This window comes from Coraliomargarita algicola (assembly GCF_033878955.1).
GTDB classification, from domain to species: domain Bacteria; phylum Verrucomicrobiota; class Verrucomicrobiia; order Opitutales; family Coraliomargaritaceae; genus Thalassobacterium; species Thalassobacterium algicola.
Map to the genome: position 1 here is coordinate 752,810 of NZ_CP138858.1, position 16,124 is coordinate 768,933.

The following is a 16,124-nucleotide window of genomic DNA, read 5'->3' on the forward strand; positions in this document are numbered from 1 at the left end:
AGCACGTCTAAATTTGCACGTCGCAGTTTCGACTCGGGCGTGGGCCTACACTTGGCGACCGCGAAGAATCTAGCCGAAACCGCGGGTATGAAATTAGTCGCTAAGAAAAACGAGAGCGGGCTCATCGATATCGACTTGTTGGCCGATTTTGCCGACAGCTAATTAGCGGGCAATCATCCCAATCACCACGGATATTCGACCCTGTTTAAACGCCCTCTTTGCCCGGCTCTGCCGTGTCGTCTTCCTCTTCGCCGTATTTCTCAAGCGTGTAGATAAAGAGATCCTCCAGTTTTTTACGAGCCCACGGGGTCTTACGCAAAAACTTGAGACTCGATTTGATCGAAGGATCATACATGAAGCAACGCACGGGCAGACGCTCTGCCAGCCCCTCCCAACCATAAAATCCCTGCAAACTCACCAGGATTTTTTCAAGGCTGAGTCCATGTAGTGGGTTGTTAATTTGCTGCATACCGGGAGAAGGTCCAAAGTCAGCCACGAAGTCAAGCGAAGGCGATTTCCTCCATGCCTGACAGCGTCCACTCAGTCACCGAGTAATGCATCCAAAGCGACGGAGACTGGCATTTGACCATCTTTGACTGCGGTGGCCATGCGTTGGATTTGCTGCCCATGCTCTGCCCGGTAGCGCTCCATAACGATGGATTGCAGCAGTGAATCGAACCAATCGACATTCTGCTCACGGCGACGTGCTTCAAAGACACCGCTCTCTGTGAGTTGATCGCGAAAGCCTTCGATCAATTGCCAAACTCTTTCGATGCCTTCGCAGTTCAGCGCGGAACAAGTCAGCGCTTTGGGCTTCCAACCCGGCGTAAATGGGTGCAGGAAGTGTAGGACCTTGGTGTATTCGACCTTCGCCAGCTTGGCGCGCATCTTATTATCGCCGTCGGCTTTGTTGACCACGATCGCATCTGCGAGCTCAATCACCCCTTTCTTAATCCCCTGTAGCTCATCACCTGCACCGGCGATTTGCAGTAAAAGAAAGAAGTCTGTCATCGTGCGCACCGCTGTTTCACTTTGGCCCACGCCTACGGTTTCGACTAAAATCACATCGTAGCCAGCCGCTTCGCACAGCAGGAGTGCCTCACGCGTGCGTGCAGCCACTCCACCGAGTGAATTGCCGGATGGCGAAGGCCGGATGAAGGCGTTTTCGTGTCGCGCGAGATCCTCCATGCGTGTCTTATCACCGAGAATACTGCCGCCCGTACGCGAGCTGCTAGGATCGACCGCGAGCACAGCTACCTTTTTACCACGGCCACAGAGCATCATCCCCAAGGCTTCAATAAAGGTGCTCTTCCCCGCCCCGGGCGTGCCCGTCAAGCCGACACGCAGCGCCCCACCGGTATTCGGAAGGATGGCCTGCATCAGTTCACGTGCGGGCGCACGGTGCTTGGGTGCTCGGCTTTCCACCAAAGTGATGGCTTGAGCAAGCGACGCTCGATCACTGGCACGAATGCCAGCGATGAGCTTCGGAAGGTCGGGCGGTTTACGCATAATCAGATTAGAGAAGGTCGAACGCTCAAGGTCCAACATCGAATATCGATTCGTTGAAACGAATGCCAAAGGGCAGATCGATTCAGCGTGGGACGTTGAAACTTGGACGTTCCTTACTTGCTATACTTCGAACTCCAATCCACTCCGCGCATGTCTTTCTTCTCCATGAAGGCTTCATGCATAGCGAAAGCGGTACGGAGCGTCTGTGGCGTATGGCCATCTTTGACATCGTCGAAATAGGCATGCAATTGATCATGATAATCCGGGTGAGCGCACTTATCCACGATTTCACGCGCACGCTCGGCGGGATCTTTACCACGCAAGTCCGCAATACCTTGATCGGTGATCAGCACTTGCACACTGTGCTCACTGTGGTCGAGGTGAGCGACCATGGGCACGATAGTGCTAATGGCGCCTCCCTTGGCGACCGAGGGACAAGTGAAGATAGAAATATACGCATTACGGGTAAAGTCGCCAGAGCCACCGATCCCGTTCATGAGGTTGTTCCCCATCACGTGTGTGGAGTTAATATTCCCCCATATGTCGGCTTCGATCGCTGTGTTGATCGAAATCACACCGATACGGCGCACCACTTCAGGGTGATTGGAAATTTCCTGCGGACGCAGCACCATGCGTTGCTTAAAGAACTCTAGGTCTTCATACACCTCCTTCAATACAGGTGGCGATACGGTCAATGAAGTGGCACTACCAAACTTAATATCACCACTCCGCATCAGGCCGATGACGCTATCCTGAATGACTTCGGAATACATCTCGAAGGGAGGAATATTCGGATTGGCCCCCAGCGCGCCAAGCACCGCGTTGGCAATATTACCTACGCCCGACTGAATCGGTAAAAACTCTTTAGGAATACGGCCGGCCTTTAGTTCGTCTGCGAGGAAGGTCGCCACGTTTTCACCGATTTTCTTAGTCACCTCATCGGTTTCCTTAAAGCCACCGACTTCATCCGGGCGGTTGGTTTTGACGATACCAACGATCTTTGCAGGGTCGACTTTCAACACGGGGCTACCACAGCGATCGGAGCAGCTATAGATCGGCACCTCACGACGATGCGGTGGATCCAATGGCTCATAAATATCGTGCAAGCCCTCAAGCCCAGCAGGGTGCGCTTCGTTGAGCTCGATCAGAATCTTGTCCGCCACATTACAGAATGTATTGGAAGCACCCACACTGGTGGTGAGCACAATCTCGCCCTCATCGCTAACCGCAGCCGCTTCAACCACGGCAAACTTAATCTTTCCAAGGAAACCATAGCGTGCGGCTTGTGGCAGCATCGAAAGGTGCATGTCGTAGAAGCAAGTTTCCCCCTTGTTAATCTGCGCCCGCAGGTCCTTGCAGCTTTGATAAGGTGTGCGAAAGAGCACCGCATTGGCACGTGCCAACTCGCCATCCAAGCTATCGCCGGTCGAGGCACCAGTCACCACGCCGATCTTAAAATCGCGTCCCGCTTCGTGCTCCTGTTTGGCACGAGCTGCAATGGCAGTCGGAATGTCCTTGGCAGCACCGGCTGGAGTGAATCCACTGAAACCGATGATGTCGCGGTTGTTAATAAGATCAGCTGCCTCTGCGGCAGTGATGATTGGATAGGTGCTTACTGTTGGCATGACTAATTAACTAATTGAGTGCTAAAGAATAGAAGTGAAAATGAAATGATGATTAATGAGTGCCGCCAAACATGGTCAGGAAGAATCCGGCGACAAGTGCCGTTCCGATCACCCCAGCAACATTAGGGCCCATCGCATGCATGAGCAGGAAGTTGCCTGGATCCGCTTTTTGGCCTTCCACTTGACTGACACGGGCGGCCATCGGCACGGCGCTCACACCTGCAGAACCGATGAGCGGATTGATCTTATTTTTGGAAAATAGATTCATAAACTTCGCCATAAGAATGCCGGACGCAGTGGCCACTGCAAACGCGCCCACACCGAGCACCAGAATACCGAGTGTTTCTGTGCGTAGGAAACGGTCACCAGTCATGGTAATCCCCACACTGGAACCGAGGAAAATGGTAATGATATTAATCAGCTCGTTCTGAGCGGCTTTATTGAGGCGTTCAGTCACCTTACACTCGCGCAGGAAGTTACCAAACATCAACATACCGATCAAAGGCGAGGCAGGTGGCACCAATAGAATACAAGCGATAGTCACGATCACACCGAATACAAGCTTCTCCAAGCGACTGACTGGACGCAGGCTCTTCATGCGAATTTTACGTTCCTTCTCAGTGGTGAGACCACGCATGATCGGCGGTTGAATGACTGGCACCAATGCCATGTAGCTGTAAGCTGCCACTGCAATGGGAGCGAGCAATTCAGGCGCCAGTGAATTGGCCAAGAAAATAGAAGTCGGCCCGTCGGCCCCCCCAATGATACCGATCGCTCCGGAGGCCTCAGTGGAAAAACCGAGTAACTGCGCCCCCATAAAGGTGCCGAAAACACCGAACTGTGCCGCAGCGCCGAGCAGCAATACACGTGGATTCGCGATGAGTGGCCCGAAGTCGGTCAAAGCACCGACCCCTAGGAAAATAAGTGGAGGAAAGATCTCCAGCAAGATCCCCATCTGAATGTAGTGAAAGAGTCCACCGGTGTGATCACTGTGCAGCTCACCCATGGCCTGTCCTTTCACCACATGCTCCCCCGCTTGAACAGAGTTTTCGACCACACGGCCCGAGGATTCTGCCCAAACAAGTGTATCACTCAAACGAAAGCTGTGCTCATTGAACTTAAGTTCTATCGGCTTCTTCTCGCTGACGACACTTTCTTGAGTGCGCAAAATGTAAAGTAAAGTGCCCTCGCCAAAGCCTTCGACGACTTCACCATCCAGAATCAACTGCAGTGTATCAGGATCCAAATCACCCACTGTTGTGGGCATGACTTTCTCCACCGCATTTAAATAAACACTCTGCCCTGCTTGCGCAGCGACATAGACGATCTCCCCGGCATCGGGGCTACGCACAATTGCCGCCGGCTTATTGATAATGCCCTGGGTCGGCAAATTGGCCAGAATGGCACCGAAGGCGATCGGCACCAGTAAAAGTGGCTCGAACTTTTTGTAGACAGCCAAGTAAAGGAGCACGCAAACGACTGCCCACATGACGAACATGCGCCAGTCGAGGTAGCCGAAGCCAGTGTTTCCGTAAAGTCGATGAAGGAGATCGATCATTGTAATGGGGATGTGGTGGAGAAGTAAAAATATAGGGAAAAGGGGGAATTGCCGTGGTGACCTGCGCCACCACGGCAATCAAAACGACAAAAGCACTCAGGCGACTTCGACTAATGCTTGACCTTCTTCGACGCCGTCGCCGGCCTTCGCAAGAATGGCAGTGACCTTGCCAGCGGCAGGGGCGACAACGATGGTGTTCATTTTCATCGCTTCGAGTGTAACCAGCTTTTGGCCTTCTTCGACGGCATCGCCGACGTTGACATCGATGGAGACTACGACCGCCGCCAATGGACTGGTCACCGCACCTCCAGCACCTGCAGCGACAGGTGCGGCTTTAGGCGCGGGCTTAGGCGCAGCTACCGGGGCCGCCACACGTGAGCTGCCTCCCGAACTGGCTCTACGTGGCGCGGGTGCAGCGACGGCTCCACCTTCGTCTAGAATTTCGACTTCAACTTCGTAGGTCTTGCCTTCGACTGTTATATTTAAGCGTTTCATGATAATTTAATGGTGTTTAATTTTAGTAAGTATTTAGCGAACTCTGTGTGAGGAGAAGATTTGACGACGCCCCTCTTGAGCCCAACCGGGCCCCGTCGAGCGAACCGAAACGACCCGGTGTGGACGATCCCCGATCACGGTGTGGACCGCCGCAGCGATCACCGCGAGCAGTGCCGGATCTTCAGAATCATCAGCCTCCACGGCTGCGGGAGCCGCGGCGGGGGCAGAGGTCGTGCTTACAGACGAATTCGCTGCTGGCTTCGAATTAGCCTCACTTGCTTTTTGGGCCGCCTCGGCAGCCTTGGCAGCATCACGTGCGGCTTGTTTAATAAAAAAAGCGCCGATGCACGATGTCACCGCAGCTAATAGCGCGAGGACGATCATCACAAAGAGGAAGCCAACAACGACGACGTTTGCCGTCGAAGGGCTCTCCACTGGCGCTGCAGCACTGACTTGTGCGAGCGTTGAATACATTGCAAACATGAGTATATACCTTTGGTTGAGTGCTAGAAGAGACGGTTTATAGCGGGATGTTACCGTGCTTCTTAGGTGGACGTGTATCACGCTTGTTTAGAGTATTACGCAGAGCCAGCGCGATTGCCGGACGTGTTTGCGAAGGCTCGATCACATCGGTAATCATCGCATTTGAAGCGGCTTGATACGGAGAGGAAAACTCGTTGCGATAGGCTTCACACAACTCGGCGGCCTTGGCCTTGGGATCGTCGGCCTCTTTGATTTCCTTGCGGAAGAGGATACGGGCAGCGCCCTCGCCCCCCATCACAGCGATTTCCGCAGTGGGCCATGCAAAGACCATATCGGCCCCAAGGTCAGCAGAGCACATCGCGAGATAAGCACCTCCATAGGCTTTGCGCATGATCAATGTGATCTTTGGCACAGTTGAAGCCGCGTATGCGAACAACATTTTGGCACCGTGACGGATGATGCCGCCCTGCTCTTGCGCAAGACCAGGCATAAAGCCGGGCACGTCGACCAACGTCACGATCGGGATGTTATAAATATTACATGTACGGATGAAACGAGCACCCTTGTCGGAACTGTCGATGTCGAGTGTGCCCGCTTTTACCATTGGATTATTGGCAACGATACCGACGACTAAACCTTCGATCCGAGCATAGCCCACTACGATATTGCGAGCAAAATCAGGCATGATCTCGAAGAAGTCACCGTCGTCGACCAAGCGGTCGATCACCGCCATCACATCCAGCGCTTCTTTGCCCGAAGCTGGCACGATCTCGTTCATCTGCGGATCTTCGCTCATGTCGAGATCAGGAAATTCGTGAGGGGGATCGCTGATGTTATTGCTAGGAAGGAAGGACAACAACTTGGCTGTCAGCTCCATGGCGTGCGAGTCATCGTCAGCGACCAGGTGAATGTTACCCGAGATGCTGGCATGAGCAGCAGCCGAAGCGAATTGCTCCAGTTGGGCAGTTTCCCCAGTGGCCGATTTAATGACGTCGGGACCACAGATAAACATGTTGGAATTTTCCTTAGTCATAATAAGGAAATCCGTAAGTGCGGGCGAATACGCCGCCCCACCTGCGCAAGGGCCGGCGATGACAGCAATTTGCGGCACCACACCGGAAAGCAACACATTCTTAAAGAAGACTTGCCCATAGCCGCTGAGCGAATCAACGCCCTCTTGGATACGTGCCCCCCCGGAGTCATTCACCCCAACCACAGGCATGCCTGCTTCGTGCGCGAAGTCCATCAGATCGCATATTTTCTTGGCGTGAATCCGGCCCAAAGAACCACCACTCACGGTAAAGTCCTGCGCATAGGCCGCAACCGCACGACCGTCGACCAGCCCCGAGCCACAGACGACACCGTCATATGGCAATTGCTTTTTTTCCATGCCAAAACGATGGCAGGAGTGCTGAGCATGCATGCCAAACTCTTGAAATGTGCCCGGTTCAAAAAACATTTCCAGGCGCTCGCGAGCTCCCATCAGTCCTTTTTCCTTACGCTTTGCTAGCTTATCTGCGCCCCCCGCATTGCGGGCAATTTGACGACGCTCTCTCAGTTCCTCGAGAAGTTTTGGATCAATAGCCATAATCTGTCTTTGTTAGTGTTGATGTTAAAATTTAGGTTTGTGCCGCCCGATCTCTATTTAGGTTGGCAAAATTCAGTTAGAACGCCATGAGTTGATTTAGGATGGAGAAACGCGACCAACTTGTTAGCAGCGCCATCGATCGGCACCTCATGGATCAAGCGCAAACCTGCATCCGAGGCTTTCTTCAGCTGCGCCTCGATGCCATCTGTCGCAAAAGCGACGTGGTGAATGCCCTCGCCGTTCTTCTCCAGAAACTTGGCGATCGGACTGTCCGGCGAAGTCGGCTCCAGCAACTCAATATGCACCTCGCCCGCCTCAAAGAAAGCCGTCTTCACTTTTTGAGACTCAACCTCCTCTTGCCCGTGACAATGCAGACCAAGCGCTTCTTCATAATACTTAATGGATTCTTCGAGGCTGTTAACCGCGATTCCGAGGTGATCAATTTTTGTAATCATAAGTTTTCCTTTTGGTTTATGCGCCTAGAATTACAAATTAGTAGAACTTACGTCAACATATTTTTATATTAAATTAGCTTATTGACAAAATTTAACTAATTCTATCAACTTCTAGTATCACATTTATTAATCACCATGAAAACGGATAAACAAGCCAACCAACCACTCCTCTCAGAGTTTCCTGCTACCAGCGCTGAAGAATGGCGCGACGCCGCCGAGAAACTATTAAAGGGCAAGCCTTTCGATAAGGTGATGACTCGTCAAACGCCCGAAGGCATTCGCCTGGAGCCCATTTTCCGCAAGGAAGTGCTCGCCGGACTCCCCGCAGCGGAGACCTTACCGGGCTTCGACGGATATCTGCGCGGAACCTCTGCAACAGGCTACCGCAACGAGCCTTGGGAAATCGCCCAAGAGCTCCCCTACGGCACACCGAGCGAGTTTAACGATGCAGCCCGAGCCGACTTAATGCGTGGCCAAAATGCGCTCAACGTGCTACTCGACATCGCCACACTGAAAGGCATGGACCCGGACACAGCAAAGTCTGGTGAAGTCGGTGCATGCGGCCTCTCAATCGCATGCCTCAAGGACATCGAAACCGCCTTCAATGAAATCATGCCCGAAGCTGTCAGCTTCCACATCCGCACCGGTTGTGCGGGTCTGACCGTCGGCGCGCTCTTCTTTGCGTGGCTTAAAAAGCAAGGTGCTGACCTAAAAAAGATCAAAGGCAGCCTGGGAATGGACCCGATCGCGGTCAAAGCGGCCTCGGGCCAATTACCTGCCAATATATCTGAACTGTTGAGCGAACAAGCCATCATGGCCAACTTCTGCTCTAAGGAGGCGCCTGGCATCCGCGCCGTCGGCATCTCCTCGCTCCCCTATCACCAAGCGGGCGCCTCTTCCGTCGAAGAACTCGCAATCTGCCTGGCGACCGGAGCCACTTATTTAAACGAAATGATCGAACGCGGGATGTCGGTCGACGACGCTGCACAGCAAATCCGCTTCAGTTTCTGCATCGGCCCGAACTTCTTTATGGAGATTGCCAAGCTGCGTGCGGCACGCGCACTGTGGGCACAGCTGGTCAAAGCCTTTGGCGGCAACGCCGAATCACAGAAGATCGTCATGCACGCTCGCACAGGGCTCTACAACAAGACCCAAAAAGACCCCTACGTCAATATGCTACGCACCACCACCGAGGCCCTCAGCGGCGCAATCGGAGGCGTCGACAGCATGTGCGTTGGCAACTTCGACGAAGTCACCCGTGAGCCTGACACCTTCAGCCGCCGTATCTCGCGCAACACCCAAATCATACTGCAAGAAGAGTGTGAACTGACCGCAGTAGTCGACCCCGCTGGTGGCTCATGGGCCGTCGAATGGTTGACCAATGAAGTCAGCGAGAAGACATGGGAACTATTCCAAGCCATCGAAGCCGAAGGCGGCATGGACCAAGCACTCAAGAGCGGCTTCATCGCAAAAACAATTGGCGCCACAGCCAAGCAGAACGAAGCCTTACTGGGCGCACGTCGCACCAGCTTAGTCGGCACCAACGTATATCCTAACTTGGAAGAAAAAGCGCTGGAATCCCGCATTCCCGACTATGCAGAAGTGCGCAAGCAACGTGCTCGCGAAATCGCAGCTGCACGTATGGAGCTGGACGAAGCCTCCGACGCCGCCGTGATGGAAGCACTCGGCAAGATTGTCGACTCCAGCGGCGACGATCTCATGCCGATCTTAATTCAGGCAGTCGAAGCCGGTGCCACCATTGGCGAAATCAGCAAAACCATCCGCGCCAGCGTCGCCCCCGGCGAAGCGATCACACCGCTGCCTACCACCCGCTTGGCCAGCAAATACGAGGCTCTGCGTAGCGCCTCCGCCCGTTTCGCGGAAAAGACAGGTCGCGCGCCAGCCATCTTCCTTACGAACTTGGGACCACTTCGCCGCCACAAGGCACGCGCCGACTTCATCAAAGGCTTTTTCCAAGCGGGCGGTTTCGAAGTCATCTCACCCGCGGGCTTTGACACACCAGCAGACGCCGTGTCCGCACTCACCGAGTCCGAAGCCGGCATCACAGTAGTCTGTGGCACCGACGACGACTATGTCGAAAAGTTTGCCGACTATGCCAAGGCGATCAAAGCCGCACTGCCCGAAATGCAAGTGCTACTGGCAGGCTTCCCAGGCGACAATGAGGCCGCCTATAAGGAAGCGGGCATGGATGACTACATCTTCATCAAGTCCGATAACTACGAACTAAACCGCCGCTACCTCACGGGGCTGGGCGTGCTCTAGAGATCATTAGTCATAAGTGATCATTCATCATTCATCAATTATCAGCCATCAATTACTATGAAACCTGATTTCAAAAACATCAGCTACGAAGCACCCAAGCCAGCCGCCACACGGGAAGAATGGAGTGCTCAGGTAGAAAAAGAAACCGGCAAGTCCGTCAAAGAGCTCGTGACCGAAACCATGGAGCAAATCGACGTCGACCCGCTCTACGGTAAGGATGCCTATCAAGGCATGGAGCACCTCGACTACACAGCCGGGGTAGCCCCCTTCCTACGTGGCCCCTACGCCACCATGTATGCCTTCCGCCCCTGGACCGTACGTCAATACGCCGGCTTCTCCACTGCGGAAGAGTCCAATGCCTTCTACCGCCGTAATATCGCCGCGGGGCAACAAGGCCTCTCGGTCGCCTTCGACCTCGCCACACACCGTGGCTACGACTCCGACCACCCACGTGTGACTGGGGATGTTGGTAAGGCCGGTGTTGCCATCGACTCGATCCTGGACATGAATGTGCTCTTCGATCAAATCGACCTCAGCAAGGTATCTGTTTCCATGACTATGAACGGCGCGGTGCTGCCCGTGCTGGCCTTCTACATCCTGGCTGGTCTGGAACAAGGCTGCAAACTGGAAGAGCTCGCCGGCACCATTCAGAACGACATCCTGAAGGAGTTCATGGTGCGCAACACCTACATTTATCCGCCCACACCATCGATGCGGATCATTGGCGACATCTTCGAGTTCACCTCGCAAAAGATGCCCAAGTTCAACTCGATCTCCATCTCTGGCTACCACATGCAAGAAGCCGGCGCCACCGCCGACCTCGAGATTGGTTACACCTTGGCAGACGGTCTGGAATACCTTCGCACCGGCACCGAGGCGGGCCTCGACATCGACGCCTTCGCACCACGTCTCTCCTTCTTCTGGGCCATCGGTAAGAACTACTTCATGGAAATCGCCAAGATGCGCGCCGCGCGTTGCCTCTGGGCGAAACTGGTCAAGCAGTTCAACCCCAAGAACCCGAAGTCACTGGCGCTACGCACACACTCCCAAACTTCCGGTTGGTCACTCACCGAGCAAGATCCGTTCAACAACGTGACACGGACTTGCATCGAGGCCATGGCCGCTGCTTGTGGACACACTCAATCGCTCCACACCAATGCCTTGGACGAAGCCATCGCTCTGCCGACCGACTTCTCTGCACGTATTGCGCGTAACACCCAGCTCTTCCTACAAGAAGAGACTGGCATGACTAGCTTCATCGACCCATGGGGCGGCAGCTACTATGTCGAAGCGCTCACTAAGGAGCTCATGGACAAAGCCTGGGCACACATCCAAGAGTGTGAGCAATACGGCGGCATGACCAAAGCGATCGAAGAAGGCATTCCAAAACTTCGGATCGAAGAAGCCGCCGCACGTCGCCAAGCACGGATCGACTCCGGCAAGGAAACCATCGTGGGCCTCAACAAGTATCGCCTCGAAAAAGAAGACCCACTGGAGATCCTCGACATCGACAACACCGCCGTGCGCGATTCACAAATTGAGCGCCTGAAAAAGCTCAAGGCCGAACGCGATAACGACGCTTGCCAAGCCGCCCTCAAAGCGATTACCCATAGCATGGAAACCGGCGAAGGTAACTTGCTGGAGCTGGCAGTGGAAGCCGCACGTTGCCGTGCCTCACTGGGAGAAATCTCCGACGCCGTCGAAAACGTAGTCGGCCGCTACAAGGCCAAGATCCGCTCCATCAGCGGCGTCTACGCCAAGGAATTCGGAACCACAACGATTATGGAAGAAGTTAAAGAACTCATCGAAAAGTTTGAAACGGAAGAAGGCCGCCGCCCTCGTATCATGATTGCGAAAATGGGCCAAGACGGTCACGACCGTGGTGCCAAAGTGGTGGCCACCGGCTATGCCGACTTAGGCTTCGATGTGGATATCGGCCCACTCTTCCAAACACCGGAAGAGACCGCGCGCCAAGCCGTGGAAAACGATTGCCACCTGGTCGCCATGTCCTCGCTGGCCGCAGGTCACAAGACCCTACTGCCCGAGCTGATCGCCGAACTTAAAAAGCTCGGCCGTGAAGACATCATGGTGGTCTGCGGTGGTGTCATTCCCGCGCAGGACTACGACTATCTCTACGAGCAAGGCGCCAAAGCCATCTTCGGCCCCGGCACCGTCATCCCTGACTCCGCCAAGAAAATGTTGGATCTGCTACTTGCAGAATAGTTCAACAAAAATTCAATTCCCCTAGCAAAGCTCCCGACTGCAGTCGGGAGCTTTTTTTGTGACCTAGGGGCATAAACGAGCACGCGACAGAAACTACAATACAAGTCCGAAAAGTTACCTCCCCCGGAGCTAATCACGTAATATGTAATGACATTGGCGTAAAAGCGGCCCGTATAGAGCCACGTCCCCCGAGGACTGTACACTTGAAATATCCGAAACAAGCGACATGTTCGCCACATTTTATGCCCGCGCTCACCCAACAACGTACGGATGGCTATAAGCCATTCTTGTTTCTTTTTTGCCTCTTTGCTCTCGCTTGGATCACACTACTACTGTTCGCGGGTGGCATGACGACGAGTATCCAGGCAGGCATGGCCTTTCTCGACTGGCCGCTCTCGAACGGCTCCATCAACCCGGATGGCTGGTTAAGCGAATCCGACAAAATGGCGGAGCACAGCCACCGTCTGCTGGGCATGAAGATCGGCCTACTCTCGCTCGGCTTGCTGCTATGGACTTATCTGCGCGAGTCGCGTAAATGGGTGCGCACCTTGGCACGCATTCTAGTATGGGTCGTCATATTACAAGGCGTGCTCGGGGGCTCGCGGGTGCGCTTCGACCAGCTCAATATCATGAGCGATCACAATATGCTCGCTCAGAGTTTTGCTGTCATGCATGCCTGCGGCGCGATGGTCGTATTAGGCCTCTTAGTGGCACTGACACTCGCCAACACGCGCCGCTGGATTGAAGGCCGCGCGGGCCTCGACGTAGTGCTACCTACAGGCGTGAAGCGATGGGGCATCGCCGCCACCATCACCCTATTTTTGCAAATACTCGTTGGTGCTATTATGCGACACGCAGGTGCCGGATTGGCGATTGCCACCTTTCCGCTGGCCTCCAGCAACAGTCTAATACCTGCCTACTGGAACTTTGGCGTCAGCATCCATTTCGCCCACCGCGTGGGGGCGGTCATTGTAACAGCGGTACTGCTGATCTTTCTGGGAAAGGTATGGGGCTCGCCCGCAGCCAAGCGCGCCTTGGGCTACGGCGCCTTAGTGTTGGCACTCATCCTTGGACTGCAAATTTTCCTAGGGGCACTGACGATTTGGACGGTCAAAAACCCCTACGCCGCCACCTTACACCAATTAGTAGGCGCTTTTCTCCTTGCCAGCACGTGGGGGCTAACTTTTCTAGCACACCACTCAGGGCGAGCTACCAACTCTCCCCACTCTAACTAGCGCCCCCTTTACAACTACCTTGAGCCTACCGAATACACATACCAAAGACATTGCCTCCGATTCTTCCGAAACGGCGTTCTCTTTGCGCTCAAGAGTCAATGGTTATTACGAACTCACCAAACCACGCCTGAGTTTTATGTCCGTGATCACGGCGGTCATTGGCTACCTATCCGCCGATCCCACTCGTGATTTTGGAGTCTTGGCTAGTTTACTCATAGGCACCTCACTCGCAGCAGGCGGTGCTGCAGTGCTCAATCAATGGCTGGAACGCGAGGCGGACGCGCAAATGGTGCGCACTAAAGATCGCCCCATCCCATCAGGACAAATCGCTCCTTATAATGCATTGATGTTTGGTACTGGTCTCAGCGTTTTTGGGACTTACTTACTCTACGCAGGCGCCAATCCGCTGGCGGGCCTGCTCACCGCGGCTACAATTGCCTCATATGTCCTGCTTTATACACCGCTAAAAAGGTTAACCACCTGGAATACCTTAGTCGGTGCCATCCCTGGCGCGCTGCCCCCACTCATCGGCTGGGCCGCTGCGGAAAACACAATCTCCACGCTCGGTTGGATACTATTCGCGATCCTCTTTCTCTGGCAAATGCCACACTTTTTTGCCATCGCATGGACCTACCGTAAGGACTACCAGCAAGGCGGCTTCATCATGCTGTCCAACTCAGACGAAAACGGCACACGGGTCGCCCGCCAGGCGTTTGCCTTTGCCATCGCTTTAGTGATTAGCACTCTCTTACCCACTTTACTAGGCTACGCGAGCTGGGGCTATGGTGCCGTAGCCATTATCGCAGGCTGCTATATCTTACGCCCGGCATGGAGATTTCTCAAAGCAGAAGTGCGCGACAGCGCCGCCCGCCGCTTGTTTATCGCATCAATTTTCTACCTACCGGCCTTACTAATCCCATTAGTGTTAGATCTTTGGTTAATCTAGCTTGCTCTTCGACAATCAAAATTCCTAACTAGGAAATGAAATTTCTAGTATTCATTCTAATTATCGCAGCAGGCGTTGGCTTTTGCTGGAAAAACGACCTGTATTCGCTGGACGACATCCAAGCGTATTTCAAGCAAGAGCAAGCTCCGCCTCCAGTGGAGAAAAAAGCAAGTCCAACGTATCACGATGCGGAGTCCGCATTTAAGCAGGACCAATTATTTGCGGTGTTATCGAAAGACTTCATTCCTTCAAAGACTTTTGATAAAACGTTTCAGAAAACGGCACTCGGCGGCCAAGCAAAAGGCAGCTACCCACCAGTCTATACGATCAAGTGTCTCGGACGTGAAACGAGGGAGACGTACATCTTCGTAGTGGGCTACCGATTCTACAATAAACTAATGATCAATGAAAAGTTGCAACCGAGCCAATTGGGTTCTTATAGAAAGTACCTTTCCGAAGAGGATTTTCGCAACGATCTCTTTAACGAGCGCTATCAATTTAAAATGATCGATTAGCCATCAGTCTGACCACCTTCTATGTCATTTACCGAATCCTTACCGACTCTAAACGCCTGCCTCAATGGCACGGCCACTGTGCTGCTGACTGCAGGCTTTATCTGCATCAAGTCCGGTCGCGAAAAAGCGCACCGCGCCTGCATGCTCAGCGCGTTTTCGATGTCTGTCATTTTTCTGTTTTTCTACGTGCTGCACAAATGGTTGGTGCAAGGAGTCCACACCCCCTTCGAGGGCGAAGGCGCCTGGCGTAGCTTCTATTATGTAATGCTGGCCAGCCACATTTTCTTAGCGATGTTGATTGTGCCCTTGATATTGACTACACTGACACTTGCAATCCGGGGTCAGAGAGAGCGGCACCGCGCATGGGCGCGCTGGACCTTCCCGATCTGGTATTACGTTTCCGTCACGGGCGTGTTGGTCTATTGCTTTCTTTACCTCTGGTGGTAATTAAGGCGACTCCACAGTCATCACACCGCGCATGCCAGCATACATGTGAGCGGGAAAAGAACAGAGATACTCATAGTCGCCGGGCTCTTCGGGAGCGGTGAACTCGATGGTATCGCTTTCACCCGGGCCTAGCAGTTGAGTATGCGCCACAATTTGCTGCGAAAAATCTGCTGGAATGTAATCTTGATCCCGGGCTGCGGCGGCCGCGGTGGCAAAAGCGGCTGCATCAGCCTCGGCTGTTAGAAAGACAACATTATGCCCCATCGCGGCCTTGGGCATGCGGCCCACATTGGTGAACGTCAAACGAACGGGACTGCCCGCCGGCACGGTGAAAGACTCTAAGTTAAATTTCATCCGATCATTCCCTGTCATTTCAATAACGGTCACCCCATCCACAACAGAAACGGGATTCGCCGGATCCGTCACGCCTGCTGGCACAGCTCCGGCGGCATTGTGATCATGCTGCGTATGCTCCGAATGATCGGATGTGGCATCACCACAACCCGTAAAAATAAGCGGAAGGACCAATAAGCTGAATGTAAGTCTCATAGCCTTCTAGTTAGCTCAAGTTATCGAATCGTCCAGCCCGAGATGTTAAAAATTTGGACACTCAAAGCAGCCCACTTACCTGCGCAGTCCAGTATAAGTATAACTGATCGTAAAAGTAGAGTGAAGAAATACTTGTCAGGCTCCATTACGACGCTTAATCCATGAGACTTGGCTTTCTTATAGCCCCCCTACCGACTATTCAATAACCTAAGA

At 53.6% G+C, this 16,124-nt stretch carries 15 protein-coding genes; 6 read left to right on the plus strand and 9 right to left on the minus strand.

Going from position 1 to position 16,124, the window contains the following annotated elements:
• Positions 1-205: 205 nt before the first annotated feature.
• The 8 genes from SH580_RS02955 to mce form a co-directional block, all read right to left on the minus strand.
• The gene (locus SH580_RS02955; protein ID WP_319833518.1) at positions 206-469 is read right to left on the minus strand and encodes a VF530 family protein; all 264 of its coding nucleotides are present in this window, start codon (positions 467-469) and stop codon (positions 206-208) included.
• Between the two features lie 71 nt (positions 470-540).
• On the minus strand, positions 541-1,509 hold the full coding sequence (gene meaB / locus SH580_RS02960; RefSeq protein WP_319833519.1) for a methylmalonyl Co-A mutase-associated GTPase MeaB: 969 nt from the start codon (positions 1,507-1,509) through the stop codon (positions 541-543).
• Positions 1,510-1,622: 113 nt separating this feature from the next.
• Entirely contained in the window at positions 1,623-3,134 is a 1,512-nt protein-coding gene (locus SH580_RS02965; protein WP_319833520.1) for a butyryl-CoA:acetate CoA transferase, read from the minus strand.
• A gap of 52 nt (positions 3,135-3,186) precedes the next feature.
• Positions 3,187-4,692 carry a sodium ion-translocating decarboxylase subunit beta gene (locus SH580_RS02970; RefSeq protein WP_319833521.1) on the minus strand — a complete coding sequence of 502 codons (1,506 nt, stop codon included), beginning with the start codon at positions 4,690-4,692 and terminating at the stop codon, positions 3,187-3,189.
• A 96-nt stretch (positions 4,693-4,788) separates the two neighbouring features.
• Complete coding sequence (locus SH580_RS02975) at positions 4,789-5,187, minus strand: biotin/lipoyl-containing protein (RefSeq protein WP_319833522.1); 399 nt, start codon at positions 5,185-5,187, stop codon at positions 4,789-4,791.
• Between the two features lie 33 nt (positions 5,188-5,220).
• Positions 5,221-5,661, minus strand: coding sequence for an OadG family transporter subunit (locus SH580_RS02980; RefSeq protein ID WP_319833523.1), 441 nt, complete (start codon positions 5,659-5,661; stop codon positions 5,221-5,223).
• A gap of 46 nt (positions 5,662-5,707) precedes the next feature.
• A complete protein-coding gene (locus SH580_RS02985) occupies positions 5,708-7,258 on the minus strand; it encodes an acyl-CoA carboxylase subunit beta (protein WP_319833524.1) in 1,551 nt (516 codons plus the stop codon).
• Positions 7,259-7,311: 53 nt separating this feature from the next.
• Complete coding sequence (gene mce, locus SH580_RS02990; protein ID WP_319833525.1) at positions 7,312-7,713, minus strand: methylmalonyl-CoA epimerase; 402 nt, start codon at positions 7,711-7,713, stop codon at positions 7,312-7,314.
• A 135-nt stretch (positions 7,714-7,848) separates the two neighbouring features.
• Between mce and SH580_RS02995 the strand changes: the two genes are divergently transcribed.
• From SH580_RS02995 to SH580_RS03020, 6 genes are all read left to right on the plus strand, one after another.
• Positions 7,849-9,996: a methylmalonyl-CoA mutase family protein gene (locus SH580_RS02995; RefSeq protein ID WP_319833526.1), complete on the plus strand. Its 2,148-nt coding sequence runs from the start codon at positions 7,849-7,851 to the stop codon at positions 9,994-9,996.
• 57 nt (positions 9,997-10,053) lie between these two features.
• Positions 10,054-12,219: a methylmalonyl-CoA mutase gene (scpA, locus tag SH580_RS03000; protein WP_319833527.1), complete on the plus strand. Its 2,166-nt coding sequence runs from the start codon at positions 10,054-10,056 to the stop codon at positions 12,217-12,219.
• 203 nt (positions 12,220-12,422) lie between these two features.
• Positions 12,423-13,454 carry a COX15/CtaA family protein gene (locus SH580_RS03005; protein ID WP_319833528.1) on the plus strand — a complete coding sequence of 344 codons (1,032 nt, stop codon included), beginning with the start codon at positions 12,423-12,425 and terminating at the stop codon, positions 13,452-13,454.
• Between the two features lie 19 nt (positions 13,455-13,473).
• Positions 13,474-14,400, plus strand: coding sequence for a heme o synthase (cyoE, locus tag SH580_RS03010; protein WP_319833529.1), 927 nt, complete (start codon positions 13,474-13,476; stop codon positions 14,398-14,400).
• A 35-nt stretch (positions 14,401-14,435) separates the two neighbouring features.
• On the plus strand, positions 14,436-14,915 hold the full coding sequence (locus tag SH580_RS03015) for a hypothetical protein (protein WP_319833530.1): 480 nt from the start codon (positions 14,436-14,438) through the stop codon (positions 14,913-14,915).
• Between the two features lie 21 nt (positions 14,916-14,936).
• Positions 14,937-15,362 (plus strand): DUF420 domain-containing protein, encoded by a 426-nt coding sequence (locus SH580_RS03020; RefSeq protein WP_319833531.1) that lies wholly within the window; start codon positions 14,937-14,939, stop codon positions 15,360-15,362.
• On the opposite strand, the gene SH580_RS03025 is transcribed toward SH580_RS03020, so the two are convergent.
• Entirely contained in the window at positions 15,363-15,911 is a 549-nt protein-coding gene (locus SH580_RS03025; RefSeq protein WP_319833532.1) for a plastocyanin/azurin family copper-binding protein, read from the minus strand.
• Positions 15,912-16,124 lie beyond the last annotated feature (213 nt).